Origin of the sequence: Erythrobacter westpacificensis, assembly GCF_039542285.1 — a bacterium.
GTDB lineage: Bacteria > Pseudomonadota > Alphaproteobacteria > Sphingomonadales > Sphingomonadaceae > Alteraurantiacibacter > Alteraurantiacibacter westpacificensis.
Map to the genome: position 1 here is coordinate 1 of NZ_BAABHV010000002.1, position 2,912 is coordinate 2,912.

General features: G+C 63.3%; 2 protein-coding genes. One reads left to right on the forward strand and one right to left on the reverse strand.

Translation table 11 applies throughout. The features are described 5' to 3' along the window. Positions 1 to 164: 164 nt before the first annotated feature. Complete coding sequence (locus tag ABFX23_RS02085) at positions 165 to 1,310, forward strand: alpha/beta hydrolase fold domain-containing protein (protein WP_346031485.1); 1,146 nt, start codon at positions 165 to 167, stop codon at positions 1,308 to 1,310. A 191-nt stretch (positions 1,311 to 1,501) separates the two neighbouring features. On the opposite strand, the gene ABFX23_RS02090 is transcribed toward ABFX23_RS02085, so the two are convergent. After that, positions 1,502 to 2,854 carry a tannase/feruloyl esterase family alpha/beta hydrolase gene (locus ABFX23_RS02090; RefSeq protein WP_346031486.1) on the reverse strand — a complete coding sequence of 451 codons (1,353 nt, stop codon included), beginning with the start codon at positions 2,852 to 2,854 and terminating at the stop codon, positions 1,502 to 1,504. Between the last annotated feature and the right edge of the window lie 58 nt (positions 2,855 to 2,912).

A 2,912-nucleotide genomic window follows, 5' to 3' on the forward strand; every position in this document is an offset into this window, starting at 1 on the left:
ATCCGTCATCGTTCCGTCCGTCCAATCTCCGCCAAGCATGCTCAAGCTTCACGATTTTTGCAACAGAGCCCTATTTACAATCGATTGATTTCATGTGAGTCTAACAATGCTAGATGCCAATTTGCGATGCGGCACAGAAAATCGGTTAAAATCGAGAGGTTTACATGAAAGAATCACGCACCCCGCGCGCCGCGAAGAGCCTGTTCCCGCGGCTGGGCATGATCGCGGGCACGTCGCTCATGGCGCTGGTCCTCCCCGCCACAGCCCTCGCGCAGGCAGAGGAAAAGCCCGACGCCAATCCGGTGCAGATCGATGCCGACGGCACCGTTCACGTGCCCGCCATGAGCGTGCCCGTCTCCAGCTTCCTCACCGACGAAGCCAAGAAATATCTCACCCAGCACCTGCACAACATGCAGGATCGGGAATCCGGGACACTGCCCGAGAATGGCGTGCCCTTCGTCATGAAGCCCTATATGGTTTCGGCCAAGGCCATGTTTCCGCTCGTCCGTGAGGAAGTGACCATCGCTGGCGTTGCAGGCATCAGCTACACGCCGACCCAAGGCATCAAGCCGGAAAACCGCAACCGCATCCTCCTCAACCTGCACGGCGGTGGTTTCGGCGGCTGCTACCCCGGCTGCGCGGAACTGGAGTCGATGCCGATCGCCTCGCTGGGCGGCTACAAGGTCATCACCATCGATTATCGCCAGGCACCCGAACACCGCTTCCCGGCGGCCAGCGAGGATGTCGCCAGCGTCTATCGCGAGCTGCTCAAGACCTACAAGCCGGCCGATATCGGCATCTATGGCTGCTCGGCAGGCGGGATGCTCGTCGGCATGGCCATGGCGTGGTTCGACAAGGAAGGTCTGCCCATGCCGGGCGCTGCCGGAATCTTCTGCGCCGGCATGACGCTTGAGAAAAAATTCCCCGGCTTTGGTGGCGACGCGCATTACATGACTGCTGCCGTCGGGGAGGCGAACCCGCCTGTCGAACCGCCGCCGCCGCTAGGCAAGGGCCCGCCGCCGCTCCAGTATCTGGAGAATGTGGACGTGAAAGATCCGCTGGCGGCACCGGCAAACTCGCCCGAGCTGCTCGCCAAGTTCCCGCCGACGCTGTTCATCACCGGCACGCGCGCCTTCGAGCTCAGTTCGGCGGTCTACTCGCACGGCCAGATGGTCAAGGCTGGCGCCGAGGCCGATCTGCATGTGTGGGACGGACTCTTCCACGGCTTCTTAAACAACCCGGCCGTCCCGGAATCACAGGATGCCTACAAGGTCATCGTCGACTTCTTCGACAAGAAGCTCGGCAAGTAAGACTTAAGGGGGAGCCAGCCGCTCGCGTTCAGAAATGGCGCGGGCGGTTGGGTTTTGGTGCCCCCCAGCCATCCCACTTTCCGTTCGGGCTGAGCCTGTCGAAGCCCTGTTCTTCTTTGGACGTCGCGCACAAGAAGGACAGCCCTTCGACAAGCTCAGGGCGAACGGGGGAAGAATGACCCCTTAGCCCCTCAATACGCTACGGGCGGCGGGCCGGCGTGAATATCGGCGCCAACCCAGTCGAACCGGTCGTCATAGCCCTCCGGGACCGGCGCGGGTGCGAAGCTGCTCGCGGCGTTGATGTCGCCCTTGCCGACATAGCGCGCCTGCACCGGGAAGGGATAGGTCGGCCGCCGCCGCACCGTACCATCCGCCAGGATCGCCGCGCCCTCGACCGCGCCGGGCGCCACCCCGCGCTCCACCCAGTTGACCATCGGCCCCAGCAGATCATGCTGATAGCCGACATAGCCGCCCGCGCAGTGATAAACGCCGGGGAACATGTAGACGCGCATGAACGGATCGGTGCCCGCGAACCCGCCCATCGTATCGCGAACGCGCTGATAATAATCGGGCAGCAGATAGGAGCCGCCGGCATTGTCCGCCTCACCCTGCCACATGATCAGCTTGCCACCGCGCGCCTTGAAGGCCGAGAGATCGGGATTGCTCGCATTGTAATAGCCGCCCTTCTCCATAAGGTCGGCCAGTGCCGCCGCATCCGGCTTCCAGCTGCGCCAGTCGAAATCCTGATCGGTCTCGCCATTGTTGATCATGAACTTGATCTGGTTCGCGGCGAGCTGATAGCCATCGGCCACGAAGCTGCCCGGCCCGGTCCACAACAGCTCGGAGCCATAAGGTTCGCCGCCGAAGAACAGCCGCCTGCCCTGCGCATCGACCGGCCCCTCATAGAGCCGCCGCATCGTCTCGGCCTGCTGCGCCGTCACGCAATCCGCATTGCGCCCCGGCTTGCAGACGAGCGTGCGCGGATCGAACTTGCAGCGGCGGGGATTGTCGATCTGCCCGTCCTTCAGCCCATCGAGGCCATCGCAGGCCGCCATCACGGCCCGGTGCAGCAGCTGGGTCGACTGCGGCGTCAGGATCGGCTGGCCGTCCGCGCCGCGCGCCACTTGCGATTCATGGATGATGCGCACGACGCCCGGCGTGATCCACAGTGCCGGCGCGCCCGCAATGATCCCGTCGAAATCATCCGGGTAGCGCTGCGCCTCCATCATCGCCTCGCGCCCGCCATTGGAGCAGCCCATGAAGTAGGAATAGGCTGGCTTCTGCCCATAGAAGCGCGCGATAATCTCCTTCGCCACGCGCGCCGTCACATGGGACGCACGATAGGCGAAATCGGCACGAAGCTGCGGAGCGTAAGCTGCCCAAAGCGTGTCGCGCGCGTCCGGGCCGACATGGCCGCTGTTGTTGAAGCTCACCGCGAAGGCGCCGCCGAACGCGGTCTCATTGTTGCAGGAGGGCGTGACTGTCTCGTAGATCACGCCGCACGCGCCACCGCAGCCGCCCTGCAGATAACGGCTCTGTTGCAAACTCTGACACGGTTTCCAAGATTGGGCTCATGTACTGTCAAGGTCAGTTGCGATGAAC

Coding starts and splice junctions, on each gene's coding strand:
- ABFX23_RS02085 (WP_346031485.1), top strand. CDS start 165: ATGAAAGAATCACGCACCCCGCGCGCCGCGAAGAGCCTGTTCCCGCGG.